The 18674-nt window shown below is 57.0% G+C and carries 18 protein-coding genes and 1 pseudogene; 15 read left to right on the top strand and 4 right to left on the bottom strand.

All coding sequences use genetic code 11. The features are described from left to right. The first annotated feature begins 8 nt into the window (after positions 1 to 8). The 14 genes from Q0I19_RS10200 to Q0I19_RS10135 all read left to right on the top strand — a co-directional run bounded on the left by Q0I19_RS10200 (position 9) and on the right by Q0I19_RS10135 (position 12622). Positions 9 to 434 (top strand): hypothetical protein, encoded by a 426-nt coding sequence (locus Q0I19_RS10200; protein ID WP_294760287.1) that lies wholly within the window; start codon positions 9 to 11, stop codon positions 432 to 434. Between the two features lie 122 nt (positions 435 to 556). Further along, on the top strand, positions 557 to 2314 hold the full coding sequence (locus Q0I19_RS10195) for a leucine-rich repeat domain-containing protein (protein WP_294760286.1): 1758 nt from the start codon (positions 557 to 559) through the stop codon (positions 2312 to 2314). Next, positions 2311 to 2517 carry a hypothetical protein gene (locus tag Q0I19_RS10190; protein ID WP_294760285.1) on the top strand — a complete coding sequence of 69 codons (207 nt, stop codon included), beginning with the start codon at positions 2311 to 2313 and terminating at the stop codon, positions 2515 to 2517. Before Q0I19_RS10195 ends, Q0I19_RS10190 begins: the two co-directional genes overlap by 4 nt. After that, positions 2514 to 3845, top strand: coding sequence for an MBOAT family O-acyltransferase (locus Q0I19_RS10185; protein ID WP_294760283.1), 1332 nt, complete (start codon positions 2514 to 2516; stop codon positions 3843 to 3845). Before Q0I19_RS10190 ends, Q0I19_RS10185 begins: the two co-directional genes overlap by 4 nt. 28 nt (positions 3846 to 3873) lie before the next feature. Next, positions 3874 to 5247 carry a hypothetical protein gene (locus Q0I19_RS10180; RefSeq protein WP_296023702.1) on the top strand — a complete coding sequence of 458 codons (1374 nt, stop codon included), beginning with the start codon at positions 3874 to 3876 and terminating at the stop codon, positions 5245 to 5247. 164 nt (positions 5248 to 5411) lie between these two features. After that, positions 5412 to 5990, top strand: coding sequence for a GntR family transcriptional regulator (locus tag Q0I19_RS10175; RefSeq protein WP_294760281.1), 579 nt, complete (start codon positions 5412 to 5414; stop codon positions 5988 to 5990). Next, a complete protein-coding gene (locus Q0I19_RS10170) occupies positions 5987 to 6643 on the top strand; it encodes a GntR family transcriptional regulator (protein ID WP_294760280.1) in 657 nt (218 codons plus the stop codon). The genes Q0I19_RS10175 and Q0I19_RS10170 overlap by 4 nt, the downstream gene beginning before the upstream one ends. A gap of 866 nt (positions 6644 to 7509) precedes the next feature. Beyond that, positions 7510 to 8784: an SLC13 family permease gene (locus Q0I19_RS10165; protein ID WP_294760279.1), complete on the top strand. Its 1275-nt coding sequence runs from the start codon at positions 7510 to 7512 to the stop codon at positions 8782 to 8784. A gap of 44 nt (positions 8785 to 8828) precedes the next feature. After that, positions 8829 to 9728, top strand: coding sequence for a L(+)-tartrate dehydratase subunit alpha (gene ttdA / locus Q0I19_RS10160; protein WP_294760278.1), 900 nt, complete (start codon positions 8829 to 8831; stop codon positions 9726 to 9728). Then, a complete protein-coding gene (gene ttdB, locus Q0I19_RS10155; RefSeq protein WP_215691275.1) occupies positions 9728 to 10360 on the top strand; it encodes a L(+)-tartrate dehydratase subunit beta in 633 nt (210 codons plus the stop codon). The genes ttdA and ttdB overlap by 1 nt, the downstream gene beginning before the upstream one ends. 95 nt (positions 10361 to 10455) lie before the next feature. Then, entirely contained in the window at positions 10456 to 11733 is a 1278-nt protein-coding gene (locus Q0I19_RS10150) for an SLC13 family permease (RefSeq protein ID WP_294760276.1), read from the top strand. 65 nt (positions 11734 to 11798) lie between these two features. After that, entirely contained in the window at positions 11799 to 11969 is a 171-nt protein-coding gene (locus Q0I19_RS10145; protein ID WP_294760274.1) for a tyrosine-type recombinase/integrase, read from the top strand. Further along, positions 11959 to 12177, top strand: coding sequence for a hypothetical protein (locus tag Q0I19_RS10140; protein WP_294760272.1), 219 nt, complete (start codon positions 11959 to 11961; stop codon positions 12175 to 12177). The genes Q0I19_RS10145 and Q0I19_RS10140 overlap by 11 nt, the downstream gene beginning before the upstream one ends. Before the next feature lie 145 nt (positions 12178 to 12322). Next, complete coding sequence (locus Q0I19_RS10135; protein ID WP_294760270.1) at positions 12323 to 12622, top strand: transposase; 300 nt, start codon at positions 12323 to 12325, stop codon at positions 12620 to 12622. On the opposite strand, the gene treC is transcribed toward Q0I19_RS10135, so the two are convergent. Together treC and treP are read right to left on the bottom strand one after the other, a co-directional pair. Next, on the bottom strand, positions 12619 to 14253 hold the full coding sequence (gene treC / locus Q0I19_RS10130) for an alpha,alpha-phosphotrehalase (RefSeq protein ID WP_296023698.1): 1635 nt from the start codon (positions 14251 to 14253) through the stop codon (positions 12619 to 12621). The two genes, Q0I19_RS10135 and treC, sit on opposite strands and share 4 nt — an antisense overlap. 18 nt (positions 14254 to 14271) lie before the next feature. Further along, positions 14272 to 15687, bottom strand: coding sequence for a PTS system trehalose-specific EIIBC component (gene treP / locus Q0I19_RS10125; protein ID WP_366012792.1), 1416 nt, complete (start codon positions 15685 to 15687; stop codon positions 14272 to 14274). A gap of 228 nt (positions 15688 to 15915) precedes the next feature. On the opposite strand from treP, the gene treR reads away from it, so the two are divergent. Continuing rightward, on the top strand, positions 15916 to 16641 hold the full coding sequence (gene treR, locus Q0I19_RS10120; RefSeq protein ID WP_294761746.1) for a trehalose operon repressor: 726 nt from the start codon (positions 15916 to 15918) through the stop codon (positions 16639 to 16641). 93 nt (positions 16642 to 16734) lie between these two features. Here the strand turns inward: treR and Q0I19_RS10115 are convergent, their stop codons facing one another. Both Q0I19_RS10115 and Q0I19_RS10110 read right to left on the bottom strand, forming a co-directional pair. Next, positions 16735 to 16986 (bottom strand): DUF6061 family protein, encoded by a 252-nt coding sequence (locus Q0I19_RS10115; protein WP_294761745.1) that lies wholly within the window; start codon positions 16984 to 16986, stop codon positions 16735 to 16737. A gap of 848 nt (positions 16987 to 17834) precedes the next feature. After that, a pseudogene (locus Q0I19_RS10110) lies at positions 17835 to 18674 on the bottom strand (hypothetical protein); the annotation flags it as partial.

Raw genomic sequence — 18674 nt, 5'->3', positions numbered from 1 at the left:
TGCAAACCATGAGTTCTACGAATAAAAAGGGCGCAGGTCTGATCCTGTCGCTTTTGACCGCCGTTGCCGGTGTGGTGGGTCTTGTGTTCACCCTGATCAACGCCGGGACGGATTCCTTCCGCAAGATCGGCACCAGCCCGGTTGTCATCGGCTGCGCCGTCATCGCCATCCTTGCACTGGTGCTGCGCGTCGTGCTGGACAAGAAACTGACCATCGCCGCCGATGCGATGAGCGTCGTTGCCGGTATCACGCTGGTCGTGGCTGCCGTGCAGTTCATCAGCCCCCGCGTCAACACCATCGCCTCGATCATGACCTTTACGAACAACGCCCAGACGATGGCTGACCTGTCCAGCGCCATCTACGGCACGGCCGCGCTGCTGATTGCCGTGGTGCTGAACATCATCGCCGCCTTCACCAACGTGACGAAGGAGTAATCCCCCAGACATTCCCGCGTCACTTCATCGTGACAGCCTTTTCCTCATCCGACCCCGGGGACTTGCTCTCCGGGGTATTTTCTGTAGAATCGTATGTAGTTACGAAAGGATGTGACTTTTCTTTGCGCCGCTTGTTTTCTCTGCTGTTGACCGCTGTGCTGCTGACGTCCTGTGCGCCTGCCGCTGCCAAGCCCGCGGCGCAATGCCGCATCGTTTTGGAATCTTCGCCTGCGTTTACAGCGCAGACCCAGACCGCAGCCGTTACCCCGGGGCAGAGTGTGACCTTCACCCTGACCCCGACCGACGGCTATACCCTGACAGGGACAGACTACGCCGGTGCATCGCTTACCCACACCGGCGCGGCGTACACCTTGACACTGCCCGATGTCCGCTACTCCGTTGCCGTGGCAGTGACCGCGGAAAAGAGCGATACTGCGCTGTATTATAAGGACAACTGCGGCGGCGGCTGGGTCACGGTACCCGTCACCCCCAGCCATCTGCGGCTGAACACCGCCATCGACGGTGCGCTGTTTACCCGCCCCGGCTACACGCTGACGGGCTGGAACACCGCCCCGGACGGCAGCGGTCAAGCCGTCGGACTTGGCAGCCGCACCGAACCCGGCGCGCGGCTTTACGCGCAGTGGGCCGCCCAAAACGACGCCGCAGAGTTTACCTACACGGTCGAAAACGGCGCCGCAACCATAACGGGCTGGCAGGGCGGGGGAGAAGCGCTTGTCATCCCCGATACGCTGGGCGGCGCACCTGTCGTGGAAATTGCGGCGGGGGCCTTTGCCGATGCGCCCTGTAAAACGGTCATCTTCCCGGATACTTTGCGCCGCGTGCAGTCCGGGGCCTTCAGCGGCTGCGCCGCAGAGAGTGTGACCCTGTTTGACAACCTGCAGCAGATCAGCGATTACACATTTGAAGATTGCACAAACCTGCAAACATTGCACATCAACGCTGCGACTGCGCCCGTCTACAGCGGCAGCTACTACGCGACGTTCGCCGATAAGTACGACCGCTTGCTCTCGTTGACCGATACGCAGAAGCTTGTGCTGTTCTCCGGCTCCTCGGCGCGGTTCGGGTATGACAGCGCTGCGCTGGACACGGCCCTGCCCCATTATGAGGTCGTGAATATGGGGGTGTTCGCCTACACGAACGCCCTGCCACAGCTCGAGTTGATTCGCGCACAGATGCGAAGCGGCGATTTGCTGCTGCTCTCGCCCGAATTCGACGCCGCCAAGCGCCAGTTCTGCACGACGAATGCCTTTGACGATAAATTTTTCTGCATGGTCGAAGCCAACTATGACCTTGCCGCTCAGCTGGATTTACGGCAGTACAGCGGTGTATTTTCGGCGTTCGACACCTATTTGCAGACCCGCGCAGGCATGGCACCGCGCAGCTATGCCGTCTCGCCGTCCGATTTGGACGAGGACGGAAATGCCGTCGACACGCCAAGCTACAACGAGTACGGTGACTATATCCTGTACCGCCCCGATGCCGCCGATGACACACCGATTTACGGTCTGCCTGTGGACTACACGACAGCGTCTTTCCCGTATGACACATATATAGCCCCTGCCAACGCCGAGTTTGACCGCTTTGCAGCGGACGGTGTGCGGGTGTACCTGACCTACAGCCCGCGCAACAGCCGCGCCGTTTCGGCGGATTCCACGCCGGAGGCTGTGGCCGCGCTGGATGCGTATTTTCGAGAAAATCTGGATGTTGCGTTCTTGACGCCGCTGCAGGATTCCCTGATGCCCGGGCGGTATTTCTACGGCACCGACAATCATCTGTCTACAAACGGGGTGGCCCTGCGCACGGCACAGGTCATCGATGCGCTGACAAACCAACTGCAAAACGAGGGGGTCATACCATGACGGCTGTCTATATTCTGGCCGCACTGACCACAGTGCTGGCACTGGCGTCCCATCGCTGGGCATGGGCTGCAGCACTTGGCATGGCTTCGGGTGCTGCCGTGGTTTTGGCAGCGCTGGTACTGGATGTGCCCACCCGCACAATGCTGCTCTGCCTGCTGGTTCCCTGCGCCGCGGCCCTGTGGCCGAAAGGGGGGCGCTTATGAATTTCACCGCTCCCGCTTTTGTGCTTGCGTTTCCGTTTGTGCTGGCACTGCATTGGGTGCTGCCGCCGCAAGCACGTTGGGTGTTGCTGCTGGCCGCAAGCCTGGGCTTTTACGCCGTGGGCAGCCCGCAGGCACTGCCGCTGCTGGCGGGCATTACCTTGGGAACCTACGCTGCGGCACTGGGCATTGCCAAAAGTGAACACGCACTCGTCAAAAAGTGCTGGCTGGTCTGTGCGGTGCTTTTGTGCCTTGGCTGCCTCGGCGTGTTTAAATACGCAGGGCTTTTCGGCGCAGGAACGTCCCTTTTGCTGCCCGCGGGCATCTCATTTTACACATTCCAGACGCTTGGCTACGTCATCGACGTCTACCGCAGGCGGCTGAAACCGGAGCGCCATTTGGGATACTACGCCCTCTTTGTCAGCTTTTTCCCACAGCTTGTGGCGGGCCCGATTGAGCGCAGCACCATTCTTTTGCCGCAGCTGCATGACCCGGAGCGCCGCATGGATACAGGCGGCTGGCTTTGGATGGTGCGCGGCTTTGCCAAAAAGCTGCTGCTGGCCGACACCGCCGCCGTCTTTGTGGATGCCGTCTACGCCGACCCGTCGCAGGCCATCGGCCCCGCTGTCGTGCTGGTGACCGTGCTGTTTGCATGGCAGATCTACTGGGACTTTTCCGGCTATTCCGACATTGCCGTCGGGGCTGCTGCCTTGCTGGGCGTGCGGCTCAGCCGCAACTTTGACCACCCCTACTGTGCGGATTCGCTGCGGGATTTCTGGCACCGCTGGCACGTCAGCCTGACGCGGTGGTTTACGGACTACGTCTATATCCCGCTGGGCGGCTCCCGCTGCAGTGTGCTGCGGTGGGCTGCGAATACGATGGTCGTCTTTCTCCTCAGCGGCCTGTGGCATGGTGCAGCCCTGCACTATGCAGTGTGGGGTGCGGTGCATGGGGGGCTGCTGATCATGGAAAAGATGTTGGCGTCTAAAGGCGGGCGACCCAATCGCCTCCGCACATTTGCACTTGTCTGTGCAGCATGGGTGTTCTTCCGCGCGGCGTCTGTTTCCGACGCGTTGACGCTGTTTTCCCGCCTTCTGTTTGGCTGGACACTTGCCGATCTGCGCACCACCGTCCTGTCTTTGGGTATGGAACCCGCGCTGCAGCTGGCTCTTGGCGCACTCTGCCTGCGGCTGCTGCCGGAGATACCGTCCGAAACGCCGACCCCGCGCGGGGTACTGGCGTTCTGCCTGCTGACGCTGGCCGCCGCAGCCGCGTGGTTCGCCGCGCTGCACACGGGGACTGCCAACGCCTTTATCTACTTCCAATTCTGACGAAACCATGAAGAAACTTATTGCAGTTATGCTTGGTGTTTTCCTCGCCATACCGCTGATTTTGGCGGTGTGGGGCTTTGCCCTGCCCGCGCAGTACGGCAACACGTTTGTGGGGGAACTGCCCGCCAAGCGTGCCCTGCTGGCCGCGGAAAGTGATAAACCGCGTCTTATTCTTGTGGGCGGCAGCGCGGTTGCGTTCGGCGTTGACAGCGCCCTGCTGAGCCGGGAACTGCCTGACTATCAGCCCGTTAATTTTGGCCTGTACGCAGCACTCGGCACGCGGGTCATGCTCGATTTGTCCATAGATGAACTGCGACCGGGAGACCTTGTTGTCGTCATGCCGGAGCAGCAGCGCCAGGCGCTTTCCGATACCATCGGCGTTGAGTCTCTCTGGCAGGCTGTCGACGGCGATTTCTCGGCGCTGGGCTGCCTGCACGCACGGGATTTCGGCCCCATGCTGGGGGCGTTTCCGCAGTTTGCGGGGACGAAGTTTCGTTATTTTTTGACGGGTGCGCCGGAACCCGACGGCGTGTACCGCTGCAGTTCTTTCAACACGGCGGGCGATGTGGTAAACCCGCTATGCAGCGCCAATACGATGCCCGATGGCTACGACCCGACGATGCCGATACGCTTTGACAATGCGATGCCGGACGCCGATTTCTGCGCCGCATTGAACGACTACACGGCGAAAGCTGAAAAAATCGGCGCGACGGTCTACTACCACTTCCCGCCGATGAACGCCGCCGCAGTGGAAAACGCCGACAATATAGACGCCTACGCGGACTTTTTGCAGACGCAGATCACCGCTCTGTTGGCGGGTGATCCGCACACCTGTGTGATGGATGCCGGGTGGTTTTACGATACAAATTTCCATCTGAACGCCGACGGTAAGACTGTGTTCACGCGGCAGTTTATCCGCGACCTGAAAGCAATGCTGGGGGATACCTCGGTAACGGAAATCGCGCTGCCCGCCATGCCCGCGCATCGGATGCAGACCGACACAAAAGCCGCAGATAACAGCGATGCTGCGTATTTTACATGGGAAAGCAGCCGTCTTGTCGTCAATGCGGCGGGACGTAGTCGCCGCACCTTGACGGTTCCGGGAGAGGTGGACGGCCGACCTGTGACGGCGCTGACCCCAGATACGTTTGCGGGATGCGGTATGCTGGAAAAACTGACGATACAGCAAAATGTCACGGCGCTCTCGGATGGACTTTTCGCCCAATGCTCTGCGCTGCAGGAAATCACGCTGACCCAGCCGGACCCCGCGCGGCTTTCCGTGGGGCAGGCCCTGCTCGACGGCGCGCCCGTGTTCTGCCGTATCCGCGTGCCCGCCGCAAGTTACACCGCCTACTGCCTGAACTACGCATGGTCGCCCTACGCGGAGGCCATCGCTCCCTAAAAAATGCGCTGCTGTACAGGGAAAATCCCATGCACAGTAGTGGTCAAATGGTGGTCAGGCATGGAGGGGCATAAAAGCAGAAACATAGAATACGATCCTTGCCACTTGACGCAACGGATGATTTTGTATACAATATTAACAAACAACAAATATGGAGGCGCTTGATGAAAAGTGTTTCTCTTGTTTCCTTAAAGGACCAAGCTGCCGCGGCGCTGCGGCGGGAAATATACGCGGGTGAACTGCCGGATGGTGCCGAGCTGCGGCAGGAGGATATTGCCGCGCAGCTGGGTATCAGCCGGTTGCCGGTGCGCGAGGCGATGCAGCAGCTGCAAAACGAGGGGCTGCTGGAGCGCCTGCCCAACCGCCATGTGCGGGTGGTGGGGGTGACCGCCGCGCGTCTGCGGCAGAGCTTTGCCGTGCTGGCGGCTATGGAGTGCGAGTTGTTCGCGCTGGCAGACACCGCCCTGCGGGAAAAGGGGCTGCCCGACCCGGCATGTGATGCGGAGTTCCATTTGGCAGCCGCCGAGGTACTGAACAATCCGACGCTGTATCAACGCTTTTTTACCCAACGGCAAGGGCTGTTGGACGCCGCGCAGGCGCTGGGGGCGGCTGAACCCGCCGCACTGACCGAGCGCAACCGCGCCATTGCCGAGGCATTCACGGCGGGGCAGGATACCGCGCCGCACATCCGCCGTTACTATGATGATCTGACCGAACAGACCGCAAAGGAGCTTGTCGTATGAGCCTTGCGCCATTGAATCCCATCCAGATGCTGCCCGCCCGCGACCGTGTGGCGGCGGCACTGCGGGAAGCTATTTTAAGTCACCAGTTTGCCGAGGGCGAAGAACTGACCCTGAAGGGCACCGCCGCCCAGCTGGGCGTGTCGTCTACGCCGATCCGCGAGGCATTCCAGATGCTGGCGCGGGAGGGACTGATCGAGCTGCGCCCCAACCGCGGCGCCATCGTGCTGGGCATGAACGAGAAGCGCCTGCGCGACCACTACGAGACCCGCGCTGCGCTGGAACGCGCCGCCGTGGTATTGGTATGCCGCAAAAAGGCAGACATTGACCCCATCAAGCTGGCCTACATACAGGCAGCGTCCGCGCTGGCGCAGAATGACAGCGCGGGCTACAGCGCGCAGAACCAGGCGTTCCACATGGCGATCTGGACTGCAGCCGACAACGACGCCATGAAAGAACTGCTGTCGAGTCTGTGGAACGGTCTGTCCATGGGTCACAAGGTCACGCAGGAGCACTACGCTGAAATCAGTATGAACGAGCATTACAAGATTCTGGACGCGCTGAAAGCCCGCGATGAGGTGCTGGCGGGCAATTTGATGGAATCCCACATCCTGCGCAGCTTGGAGAATGTGCTGACGCATTTGAAGGCGGAGTGATTGACGGCGTAAGGAAAACCGGATGTTCGCCCTTACTAGTCTGTTAAAATTAAAGCTTCACCTTTTTCGGCAGGTTTGTAGGGGACGCATATATGCGTCCCGCAGCTTGTAGAAAAAGTCCGTTTCCGGGACATTTGTAGGGATGGGTCTTGACCCATCCGCGCATCTGGCCGCGCGCAGCGCATAAAATCGCGCCGAAGGGCGCGCGGTTTTCTCGCTGTGTCGTGCTTTTGGCAAGGCAGCACGGAACGGTCGAGACCGTTCCCTACAAACCAACCGAAAGGTTGCAAAGGGTGCATAAGGTCAAATAAGGTTTTTCGACAGCCTGGGGGACGCATATATGCGTCCCGTGCGGTTTACGCGTTATATCGCATTGTCGGGACGGCTGCGGCGGGCGGCATAGTAGCCGTGCCTACAAGCCAACCCATTCTATTCATTATAGTATATGGTCGCGGGCGGGGCGTGCCCCGCCCCTACCAGCCCATTAAAACGAAAAGTAAAGCTTTAGAATTACCACGCTACTACAAGGGTGTAAAGTGCGCTTGCATTGTTCACTCTGCACAAATCAGCTGCCACAAAATTTGCAGTTTCTACAAACTTCAAAACACCCTATTGACATTTTCGGTCATTGGGTGTATTCTCTGGTTGTCGATTGGATACAATATCATAAATCAATTATCACTCTCGGCGTTTCACAGATAGGTTTGCGGCAGACCTCCTCTCCTTGCTGCCGCAAACCGCGTATCCATCGGGGCAGCCGGAACGACCGCCCCGTGAAAACCCGGACATGGGCCTATCCGGGTGATAGATTTCCCCACGAATTGGATACAATATTAAATATCAAAACAAAAAGGAGGCAACATCCAGTGAGTCCCACAGTTATCACCCTCTGCTTTCTGGCATTCGCAGTCATTATGTTCGTGCTGGAAAAGATTCCTCTGGGCCTGACAGCCACGATCGTTTCCGTGGGTCTGTGCGTGACCGGCGTCCTTGAACCCAAACAGGCGTTCGCCGGGTACGTCGATTCCAATGTCATCCTCTGCGTGGCCATGTTTGTGGTTGGGCAGGCGCTGTTTGAAACCGGTATGGCCAACAAAATCGGCGGTCTGGTCACCAAGTTCGCCAAATCGGAGCGTCAGCTCATCATCGCCATCATGGTCATCACCGGTCTTATGTCCGGGTTCCTGTCCAACACGGGCAGCGCGGCCGTACTCATTCCTGTGGTAGTCGGCATTGCAGCCGAGAGCGGTTACAGCCGCAGCCACCTGCTGATGCCGCTGGTTTTTGCGGCGGCACTGGGCGGCAACATCTCCATCATCGGTGCGCCGGGCAACCTGATGGGCGTCAGCGCCCTGAACGAGCTGGGCATCGAAACGAGCTTTTTTGAGTACCTGATCGTCGGCGGTCCTATGCTCCTGGCGGGCATCCTCTACTTCGCCCTGTTCGGCTACAAGCTGCTGCCCAAAAACAGCGGCGCGGCATCGCTGGAGGACGACCAGTTCGCTGTCAAAGATTACTCCGACGTTCCCAAGTGGAAGCAGTATATGTCGCTGGCTGTGCTGGTCATCGCCATTCTTGCGATGGTGTTTGAAAAGCAGATCGGCATCAAGCTGCAGGTTTCCGCATCGGTTGGCGCCATCATTCTGATCCTGACCGGTGTCATCAGCGAAAAAGAGGCACTGAAGTCCATCGACCTCAAGACCGTGTTCCTTTTTGGCGGTTCGCTGGCACTGGCAACGGCGCTGGAACATACCGGCGCGGGCAGCCTGATTGCGGATACGCTGATCGGCGCTATGGGCAACGAAGTCCACCCGCTGATCCTGCTGGTCGTCATCTTTGTCATCACCTGCACAATGACCAACTTTATGTCCAACACCGCCACCACGGCGCTGATGGTTCCCATCGCGGTGTCGCTGGCGCAGGGCCTGGGCGCAGACCCCCGCGCGGTGGTCATTGCCACGGTCATTGCAGGCAGCTGTGCCTACGCAACGCCGATCGGTATGCCCGCCAACACGATGGTCGTCGGTATTGGCGGCTACAAATTTACCGACTACGTCAAGGCAGGTCTGCCGCTGATCCTCGTCAGCTTTATCATCTGCATGGTGATCCTGCCGGTAGCGTATCCGTTCTTCCCCGCATGATTCCACAAACAAACATTTGAAATTTACATAGGAGGCATCCAATCATGACCAAAGAGCAAAGTGTTGAACTCATGACCGACAAGATGGCGAAATTCGTCGCCTATGTCGGCAAGAAGCTGCCCGACGATGTCGAGGCTAAGCTGCAGGAGCTGCGCCGGCAGGAAACCACCCCGCTGGCAACCGCCATCTATGACACGATGGCGCGCAACCAGAAGCTGGCGGTTGACCTGAACCGCCCCTGCTGCCAGGACACCGGTGTGCTGCAGTTCTGGGTAAAGTGCGGCGTCAACTTCCCGCTGATGGGTGAGCTGGAGGCTCTGCTGAAGGAGGCCGTCGTCCGCGCTACCTTCGCCGCGCCCCTGCGCCACAACAGCGTGGAAACCTTCGACGAAGTGAACACCAAGCGCAACGTCGGCAAGGGCACGCCCACCGTTTTCTGGGACATCGTGCCCGATGACGACCACTGCGAGATCTACACCTACATGGCAGGCGGCGGCTGCACGCTGCCGGGCAAGGCGATGGTGCTGATGCCGGGCATGGGCTACGAGGGCGTGACCAAGTTCGTTCTGGACCAGATGACCAGCTACGGTCTGAACGCCTGCCCCCCGCTGCTCGTCGGTGTCGGCGTGGCTACCAGCGTGGAAACCGCCGCGCTGCTCTCCAAGAAGGCGCTGATGCGCCCCTTGGGCAGCCACAACCCCAACCCGCGCGCTGCCGAGATGGAGAAGCTGCTGGAGGACGGCATCAACTCCATCGGTCTGGGACCTCAGGGCATGAGCGGTAAGAACTCCGTCATGGGTGTGCATATCGAGAACACCGCCCGCCATCCGTCCACCATCGGCGTTGCCGTCAACGTTGGCTGCTGGAGCCACCGCCGCGGTCACGTTGTATTTGACAAAGACTTGAACGCAACTGTAACGACTCATTCGGGGGTGCAACTGTAATGGTAGAAATCAGAGACGGTAAAAAGGTTTTGGTCACGCCTGTCAGCGCCGAAGATCTGGCTGACATCAAAATTGGTGACATCGTGTATCTCGACGGCGATCTTATGACCTGCCGTGACGTGGCGCACCGCCGCCTGGTCGAGGGCGGTCGTGAGCTGCCCTACGACATCCGCAACAAGGCCATCTTCCACGCAGGTCCCATTGTCCGCCCCATTCAGGGCCAGGACGATGCCTACGAGATGGTTTCTGTCGGTCCCACCACCTCGATGCGCATGGAGAAGTTCGAGTATGAGTTCACCCAGCACACCGGTGTCCGCGTCATCGTGGGCAAGGGCGGCATGGGCCCCAACACCGAGCGCGCCTGCAAGGAGTTCGGCGCCATCCACTGCGTGTTCCCCGCCGGCTGCGCCGTTGTCGCCGCCACCGAGGTACAGCGCATTGCCGAGCATCACTGGGACGAGCTGGGTATGCCCGAAACGCTCTGGTGCTGCAAGGTCAAGGAGTTTGGTCCGCTGATCGTTTCCATCGACGCCAACGGCGACAACCTGTTCGAGAAGAACAAGGTCGACTTCAACAAGAAGAAAGACGCTGCCATCGAGGAGATCTGCAAGCACGTCAGCTTCATCAAATAAGCCATTCACCATTTCTCTATACAGCCATAAACAACGCACAAAGGGGCGCTTCGCATTCGTGCGGGGCGTCCCTTTGTCTTTCCGGGAGGAATTCTATGACCCCATTGGAGATCACTCTGCTCATTCTGCTGGCAACGATCCTTGCGTTTGTCAGCGGCAAAATCCCGTTTGCCGTCATCTCGTCCGGCATCATTCTGGCGCTGATTTTAACGGGCGTAATGACCCCTGCCGAGGCGTTCGGCGGGTTTATCAACACGAACGTCGTTATGTTTGTGGCGATGTTTGTCATTGGTGCAGGGCTGACGAAAACCGTCCTCATTGACAAGGCGCAGAGCCTTGTTGTGCGCTGCAAGGACAACCAGCGGATGCTGATTTTTCTGTCCTGCGCAGCGGCGGCGTTTTTGGGTGCCATCACCAGCGCCACGGCAACGGCAGCCATTATGATCCCGCTGCTGGTGGGCATTGCCAACGACATCGGCACCAGCCGCAGCAAGCTGCTGTACCCGGCGATGGCGTGCGCCAACATTGCCACCCAGATGACCTTTATGGGGCAGGGCGCCAGCAATATGGCGTGGAACGACGTTATGATGAAAGCCGGTGCGCCCAACCCGCTGCACGTCTGGGATTTTACCGTGGCGCGCATCCCGATGCTGGCAACAGCGATTTTGTACATGACCTTTGTCGGCCACAAGCTCATGCCCGATATTCCGAACGGGAAATTCTCGGATGGTGCATCGGGGCAGACCGGCAGCGAAAAAATCAGCCCCGCCAAGCAAAAGCTGGCTATGATCATCGTTCTGGCAACGATTGCCCTGATGCTGCTGGAAAATGTCATCGGCATCAAAATGTACCTGACCGCCTGCCTTGGCGCAGTGCTGCTCGTGCTGACGGGCGTGCTGAGCGAGAAGGAGGCGCTGGCGTCCATCCACCAGCCGACGATCTTCCTGTTTGCGGGTGTGCTGGCGCTGTCCGATGCCATCCAGAAAACAGGCGCCGGCGACGTTGTGGCGGACTGGATGATCAAAATCCTGGGCGGTACGACGAATACCTACTTGATCATGGCGGTATTCTTCCTTGTGCCGTTCGTGCTGACGCAGGTCATGTCGAACCTTGCCACGCTGACGATTTTTATTCCTCTCGTCACATCTGCCTGCCTTAAGATGGGGCTTGACCCGCGCGCTGCCGTGGTGGGGGTTATCACCGCCAGCTGCATTTCCATTATGACCCCGATGGCCGCGCCCTGCCAGATCATGATCATCGAGCCGGGCGGATATAAGCTGAAGGACTACTTAAAATGCGGCACACCCTTGGCGGCGCTGCTCTGTGTTATGTCCATCCTTGTGCTGCCGATGATGTTCCCGCTGTATACCTAAATGACAAAGCACCCCCACACGGCTTTTGCAGACCGTGCGGGGGTGTTGCCTTAAAACGAGTTAGCTTGCGCCACACCAATGCCAGCTTGCTGATTGCACAGGGTGTGGACGTGCGCACGGTGGCTAGTCTATTGGGTCATGCACAGGCAAGTACAACGCTGGATATTTACGCCCACGCGTTTGATAAGAACAAGCGCAAGGCACAGGAGAAATTGGGAAAGGCGATTGGACTATGAGAAAAATCAAGCTGAACCGTGCAAACAAATGAGGAAGAACACATGGAAACGAGTGCTTAAGAACAATCAGAGCTATCTCTCTGACCCGGAAAAGCAGAAAGTTCTCCGTTTTGCCATGCAGCGACCGGCCCTCTATCTGAATGAACCGGAAGCCTGCATGGAACAGATTCTCACAGAAACCCTTGAAGAAACTGAAAAGACCGCATAACGGCAGGCACTTGTAAGCCGTCAATCAATCCCCGAACAGCAAGTGCAGGGCGGAAAGCATCCGCGCCCTTGCGCCTGATATGAAATTGGAACTTTGATTTTCTCGCCCGACTTTGCCACGGTGGGACGATCAAAGGAGCGTGCGTTTGAACAAAAAGAAAAAGTCCACAAACACTTCCCCTTACCCCGATGAAGTCATCGACCGTCTGGTACGGGCATTCTACCCGGCCATCCTTGCCTGCTGGAACAGCGAGGAAGGCCAGAGAGAATTTGCTGCATGGCAGGCAGAGCAGGCTCATCACACCCCCAGCAAAGAGAAACAGAGCGTTCCCGACGGGGGAACGCTCTGTTGTACATATCGCTCTTGTCTGTGGATTTTCAGGGTGCGTCCATTCAGGGCGCACCCTGTTTTTGTTTTGAGAAAAAACTTGAGAAATAAATCTTAGGCCTTTGTTAGGATCAGGCACTCATACGGACGCAGGGCATCGTTTCTGTCAGGATAGTTTCCCAGCAGCTTATCTGCGTCTGCCCAGCCCTCTGGCAGGGTGTAAGGTGCGTCATGCTCAGTCAGGTTGCACAGCACCAGCAGTTCTTCCCCATCTTCGGCACCATAGCGGCGGTAAGCCAACAAATCGGCATTGTCCGGGTAAAGAAACTCGATCTTGCCCTCGCTGATGACCTTGTGGGTCTTGCGCAGATGCACCAGCGTTTTGTAAAAGCTGCGCACAGAATCTGGGTCATCCACCTCAGCAGCGGCGTTGATGGCCTTGTAGTTGTCGGCAATGCCGATCCACGGCGTACCGGTGGTAAACCCGGCGTTCTCGCTCGCGTCCCACTGCATCGGGGTGCGGCAATCATCCCGGCTGCGCTGTGCAATGATGTCCAGCGTTTCTTCCTCGGACTTGTCCTGCTGGCGCAGAATTTTATAGTAGTTGCGGCTTTCCACATCACGGTACTGGTCAATGGATGTGAAGTGCGGGTTCGTCATGCCCAGTTCTTCGCCCTGATAAATGTAGGGGGTGCCGCGCATAAAATGGATCGCTGCCGCCAGCATCTCGGCGCTTTCCTTCCAGTAGGTCGTGTCGCTGCCAAAGCGGCTGACCGCACGGGGCTGGTCGTGGTTGCACCAGAACAGCGCATTCCAGCCGCCGTGGGCCTGCATCCCCTCCTGCCAGGTCTGGAACAGTTTTTTCATGGCAAGGTAGTCAGGCGGCATCAGCTCCCACTTCTGGCCGTCCTTGTAGTCGACCTTCAGGTGGTGGAAATTGAAGCACATCGTCAGCTCGTGGTTGCCCTCAGCGGTGTAGCCGATGCAGTTTTCCAGCGTGGTGGAGGACATCTCCCCCACCGTGATCATGCCGTCGATGCCGCCCGCGGCGACCAGCTCCTTCAGGTACTTGTGGACGTTGCGGCCATCGGTGTAGAAGCGGCGGCCGTCGCCCTCGTAGTCATTCTCGTAAAATTCCGGCTTGGAGATGACGTTGATGACGTCGAAACGGAAACCCTTGATGCCTTTCGCCTTCCAGAAGCGCAGGATGTCGGCCATTTCCTCCCGCACGGCGGGGTTCTCCCAGTTCAGGTCGGCTTGCATGACATCGTACAGGTGCAGATACCACTTGCCGAGCCATGGTACATATTCCCACGCAGGGCCGCCGAATTTCGACACCCAGTTCGTCGGGTAACGGTCAGGCGTGCCGTCCTTGAAGATGTAATAGTCCTGGTACTTTTTGTCGCCCGCCAGTGCTTTTTTGAACCACTCATGCTCGGTGGAGGTGTGGTTGAACACCATGTCCAGCATCAGGCCGATGCCGCGCCTGTCCGCCTCGCGGATAAGCTCCTCCAGATCCTCCATCGTGCCGTAGCGCGGGTCGACGGCACGGTAGTCGGCCACATCATAGCCGTTGTCGCGCTGGGGCGAGGGGAAGAACGGCGTCAGCCAGAGATAGTCAACGCCCAGGTCGGCGAGATAATCCAGCTTGGCAGTGACGCCTTTCAAATCACCGAAACCGTCACCGTTCGAGTCCATGAAGGATTTCGGGTAAATTTGGTAGACAACTTTATCTTTAAAATCGTTCATGGTACACACCTCACAAAATCAGGAAATGCCTTTCTTTTTGCCGACGCTGACGGTCAGCACAAAGGGCACAACGATGGCAATGACCATGCACAGCGCAAAGCTGAGCATATAGGCAGGCTGGATGGACAGAATGCCGGGGATGCCGCCGACGCCGATGGCGTTGGCCGTGGTGGAAGTAGCCACGCAGACAGCTGCCGCGACGGCCGAGCCGATCATGCCGCAGATGAACGGGAAGTGGAATTTGAGGTTGACGCCGAACATAGCGGGCTCGGTAACGCCAAGGTAGCAGGAGATGCAGGAGGGTACGTTGACCTCCTGGGCGTCAGCATTTTTGCGCTGTAAGTAAATCATGCCAAGGACGGCAGAACCCTGCGCAATGTTGGACAGAGCAATCATCGGCCACAGCATCGTGCCGCCGAAGTCGGCGATCAGCTGCATATCGATGGCGTTGGACATGTGATGCAGGCCGGTGATGACCAGCGGAGCATAAACAAAACCGAAGATTGCGCCAAAGACCACGCGGAAGGAGCCGGAAATGCCAGCGTAGACAACATCAGAGATGACGGAGCCGATCTTCCAGCCGATGGGTCCAAGGATGGTATGAGCGATGATGACGGACAAGACCAGCGAGCAGAACGGTACAACGATCATCGAGATGACCGGCGGGCAGATCTTGCGGAAGAATTTTTCCAGATACACCAGCGTGAACGCGGCCAGCATGGCAGGGATAACCTGTGCCTGGTAGCCGATCATGTTGATGGTGAAGAAGCCGAAATCCCACTTGGGGATATCAGCCGCTGCTGTGGATGCGACGGCGTAGGCGTTCAGCAGCTGGCCGGAAACAAGCGTCAGGCCGAGGACGATGCCCAGGCTCTGGGTCGTGCCCATCTTTTTGGTGACGGACCAGCAGATGCAGACCGGCAGCATGTGGAAAACGGCCTCGCCGATCAGCCAGAGGAAGCTGTCCACGCCCGACCAGAACTGGCTGATATCGCACAAGGTCTGAGTGCCGTTATTGAAGAGATAGAGGCTGTCGATGCAGTTGCGGAAGCCCAAAATCAGACCGCCCGTAATGATGGCAGGGATCAGCGGGGCGAAGATCTCGGCCAGCACGGTCATAACTTTTTGCAGGGCGTTCTGGTTCTGCTTGGCCGCGCTCTTGACAGCCTCCTTGGAGACACCGTCGATGCCGGAGACCGCAATGAAATCATTGTAGAAATCGTTGACCGTGTTGCCGATGATGACCTGGAACTGGCCCGCCTGGGTGAAAGTGCCCTTGGCGGATTTCAGTGCTTCGATCTTGGCAACGTCCGCCTTGGCGGGATCGTTGAGGACAAATCGCATACGCGATACGCAGTGAGATACCGCTGCAATGTTCTCTTTGCCGCCGACGTACTCAAGCAGCAGCCGCGCGTCCTGTTCGTATTTACCCATATTGTTTTCCTCCTTTTGCCCGGTAGAGCGGGCATCTTCGAACTTGTTCATACAAGCTCTCCTTACAGCCACAGAATACCAGACTTGTTCATACAAGTCAATATGCTTTTGCAAAAAAGCAGTGCAATACGCCTATTTTCGGCACTGCTCACAAGTTACCCACTTGAAATTTAGCCGAAAAGACGGTATACTAAAGTAAATGTTTGAACAAGTTGCGAGGTACACACTATGCCAAAGGCAAAATATGAGGGCATTTATCACAGCATCAAAAAACGCATCGAGGCGCAGGACTACCCCTATCAATCGCTGCTGCCCAGCGAGAATACCTTAATAGAGGAATACGCCTGCTCCCGCAACACAGTTCGACGCGCATTGGCGGAGCTGGCAGCCGACGGCTATGTGCAGACCATGCAGGGGCGCGGCGTGCGGGTCATCTACCAGCCGGTGGGCAAAACGACGTTTACCATCGGTGCAATAGAGACCTTTCAGGAGACCGCCCGCCGCAACCGTCTGCGCGCTGTGACGAAGGTAACGAAGTTTGAGACCCTCATCGCCGATGAGCGTTTTGCCGCCAAAAGCGGTTTTTCCGTCGGGGATGAGCTGTGGAGCATCGAGCGCGTGCGGTATCTCGACGGCAAGGCGCTGATTCTGGACGTCAACTACTTTTTAAAGGAGTTCGTGCCCGGCCTGACACCGCAGATTGCCGCCAACTCTATTTACGATTATATTGAGAATACGCTGGGGATGCAAATTATTACGAGCAAGCGCCGCATCACGGTCGAGCATGCCACCGCCCGCGATGAAAAGCTGCTGGATATGGACAGCTACGACTGCGTTGCCGTTGTTGTAAACCAGACGTTCAACGCATCGGGCCTGCTGTTTGAGTACACCCAGTCCCGGCATCAGCCGGACTATTTTTGCTTTCAGGACATCGCCACCCGAAAGAAAAACTAAAGGCGATGTGCTTCGCTATAAAGCACATCGCCCAAACTCAACTCATGCAATTTTCATCTCTACCGTCTGCCGCAAAGAGCAGATGATATTTTTCTAATCCTCCAGCCCATGGCTCCCAGCCACATTCTTCAAATATTCCTTCGGATCGCCATTCAGAATCAAATCGGCATAGCCCAGCGGATCGTTGTAGATGAGGTAGTCCGGTTCCGTCCTCTGCGCCATGGTCACGTCCAATTCATCCTCGACCCCAGTGCAGTCAATGGAGATCATTCTCCCATCCTGGAGCAGCAGCTCCACGCAGCCGGTGTCCATGTTGAATTTGCAGGCTCTTGCATCATACTTCATGTTTGAGTCCTTTCCGCCTTACGGCACCTTTACAGTTGTGACTTTCGTTACACGGTTTTTCTTCTGATAAGGTTTTGGACACACAGCGGTTGGAAAAGCACCTTCGTTCTGCTTCCCGAAGAAAACAAAAAATCCGAACCCTTCTCCTATCGAGAAAAGGTTCGGATTTTCATTGTTTGGTGCGACCGAAGGAATTCGCCGAGCCGCGCCCTGGAAACGCCCCACCGGGGCGTTTCTGCCCCACGGGACGCAAAGCGCGGGGCACGGGCTGTTCGAATCCCTTCTTTTACTGCCCCATAAAATCCGTGCAAAACAAAAAGAGCAACACCCCATAAGGTGCTGCTCTTAGCTTGTAGAAAAAGCCTGTTACCGGAAGATTTGTAGGGATGGGTCTTGACCCATCCGCACATCTGGCCGCGCGCAGCGCATAAAATCGCGCCGAATGGCGCGCGGTTTTCTCGTTACGTCGTGCTTTTGGCAAGGCAGCACGGAACGGTCAAGACCGTTCCCTACAAAACAACCGAAAAGTCGCAAAGGGTGCATAAGGTCAAATAAGGTCTTTCGACAGCCTGAGAGCAGCACCCCATAAGGTGCTGCTCTTGGTGCGACCGGGAGGATTCGAACCTCTGGCCTTCCGGGTCGGAGAACTACGACAATGCGGTGCAGACAGACGATAAAACGTAAATTTTGTTAGCTCTGCACAGTGGAGCCCAAAACAGGAAAAATCCTATTGTTGGTTGTCACAACAGGCTTTTCCGGCGTTTTATAGTGCTACTGCACAGTAGTGGTCAAATGGTGGTCAAAATGCAGATGATCTGCTTTTCTCAAAAAGGTTTACAAACGGGGCGCTAGACAATACCATCCTGTCGGAACAAACGTTGTACAGCAGGTAAACGCTTCACAATTTTGACTTTTACGGAAAGTTTGTCTGCAAAATCCTGAAAAAGACCAACTGCCGCAGGTCTGGATAAATAAAGTGTTTGAGGTCTTCCGTATTGTTGGATCAATTCCGCCCATGCGGTAAAAGCGGCATCCACAATATCATCCGGATGACAGGAATAGTAGGTCAGTTGCTTGCCCGATACACGGTCGGCAAACAGCACATACATTCTGTAGTAGGGTGTTTTATCTTCTTCGTCAGCAACAGGCTCTGCATCCCATCCGAAATCAAACTCGACACGGGCAATCTTTGCGCTCATCGGGCATTTGCGCAAGGCAGCCAGCTTTGGTGAATCATCCCGCATGGTGATAGAACCCGGTGCTTTAGGCGCAAAATCTATTTTGGATGCGAAATTATACCACAAATCCGCCTTAGCGTCATAAACGCGTATCAATGCCTGCCCGGCAGCAAAATCTACCTTCAGCCCCTGTTCCAGAACGCTGCGATATTGCATGAAAAGATTCCCCAGAATATCTGACAAAATCGGGTAATCGGCGGGCGACAAATCGGCTCCGGGATGGCCATAGGTCTTGTGGCTGAACCACGGATACAGCATGGTTTTTGCAGGGGTTACGCCGATAGATGTCAGTAATTTCTGCGCTGAGGCAGGCAGCTCTGACCACGCATCAAAAAACAGTGTGTATTCTTCTGATTCGATATAATCCCGCTCAGAATGCTCATGTACGGTAAGGAAGCAAGCAACCGAAAACAAGAGATAGACCGCCAGCACTACACTATTCCGAACCAA

This window comes from uncultured Gemmiger sp. (assembly GCF_934561205.1).
Lineage (GTDB): Bacteria > Bacillota > Clostridia > Oscillospirales > Ruminococcaceae > Gemmiger.
The sequence above is the reverse complement of the archived record's forward strand: the minus strand, read 5'-3'. Positions and strand labels throughout refer to the sequence as shown.

Coding starts and splice junctions, on each gene's coding strand:
- Q0I19_RS10200 (WP_294760287.1), top strand. CDS start 9: ATGAGTTCTACGAATAAAAAGGGCGCAGGTCTGATCCTGTCGCTTTTG.
- Q0I19_RS10190 (WP_294760285.1), top strand. CDS start 2,311: ATGACGGCTGTCTATATTCTGGCCGCACTGACCACAGTGCTGGCACTG.
- Q0I19_RS10185 (WP_294760283.1), top strand. CDS start 2,514: ATGAATTTCACCGCTCCCGCTTTTGTGCTTGCGTTTCCGTTTGTGCTG.
- Q0I19_RS10180 (WP_296023702.1), top strand. CDS start 3,874: ATGCTTGGTGTTTTCCTCGCCATACCGCTGATTTTGGCGGTGTGGGGC.
- Q0I19_RS10175 (WP_294760281.1), top strand. CDS start 5,412: ATGAAAAGTGTTTCTCTTGTTTCCTTAAAGGACCAAGCTGCCGCGGCG.
- Q0I19_RS10170 (WP_294760280.1), top strand. CDS start 5,987: ATGAGCCTTGCGCCATTGAATCCCATCCAGATGCTGCCCGCCCGCGAC.
- ttdA (WP_294760278.1), top strand. CDS start 8,829: ATGACCAAAGAGCAAAGTGTTGAACTCATGACCGACAAGATGGCGAAA.
- ttdB (WP_215691275.1), top strand. CDS start 9,728: ATGGTAGAAATCAGAGACGGTAAAAAGGTTTTGGTCACGCCTGTCAGC.
- Q0I19_RS10150 (WP_294760276.1), top strand. CDS start 10,456: ATGACCCCATTGGAGATCACTCTGCTCATTCTGCTGGCAACGATCCTT.
- treC (WP_296023698.1), bottom strand. CDS start 14,253: ATGAACGATTTTAAAGATAAAGTTGTCTACCAAATTTACCCGAAATCC.
- treP (WP_366012792.1), bottom strand. CDS start 15,687: ATGGGTAAATACGAACAGGACGCGCGGCTGCTGCTTGAGTACGTCGGC.
- treR (WP_294761746.1), top strand. CDS start 15,916: ATGCCAAAGGCAAAATATGAGGGCATTTATCACAGCATCAAAAAACGC.
- Q0I19_RS10115 (WP_294761745.1), bottom strand. CDS start 16,986: ATGAAGTATGATGCAAGAGCCTGCAAATTCAACATGGACACCGGCTGC.